1 protein-coding gene is annotated in these 274 nt (G+C 65.0%); it reads right to left on the reverse strand.

What is annotated here, in order from left to right:
- On the reverse strand, window positions 1–274 hold a 274-nt coding region (locus ACCD05_RS31880; protein ID WP_413397682.1), incomplete at both ends, for a hypothetical protein.

The following is a 274-nucleotide window of genomic DNA, read 5'->3' on the forward strand; positions in this document are numbered from 1 at the left end:
CCAGTAAGAGACCAGGCCGTAGGCGGCCGAGTGCGCCTTGTTGAACGCGTAGTCCGAGAAGGGCAGCAGGATGTCCCACAGGGCCTTCACCGCGGCCTCCGAGTAGCCGCGGTCCAGCATGCCCTGGTGGAACGCCTCGTACTGCTTGTCCAGCTCCGACTTCTTCTTCTTGCCCATCGCGCGGCGCAGGATGTCGGCCTGGCCGAGCGAGTAGCCCGCCACCTTCTGGGCGATCGCCATGACCTGCTCCTGATACACGATCAGGCCGTAGGTG

The sequence above is a fragment of the Rhizobium sp. Rhizsp42 genome, assembly GCF_047304155.1.
Classification (GTDB): Bacteria; Pseudomonadota; Alphaproteobacteria; order Rhizobiales; family Rhizobiaceae; genus Rhizobium.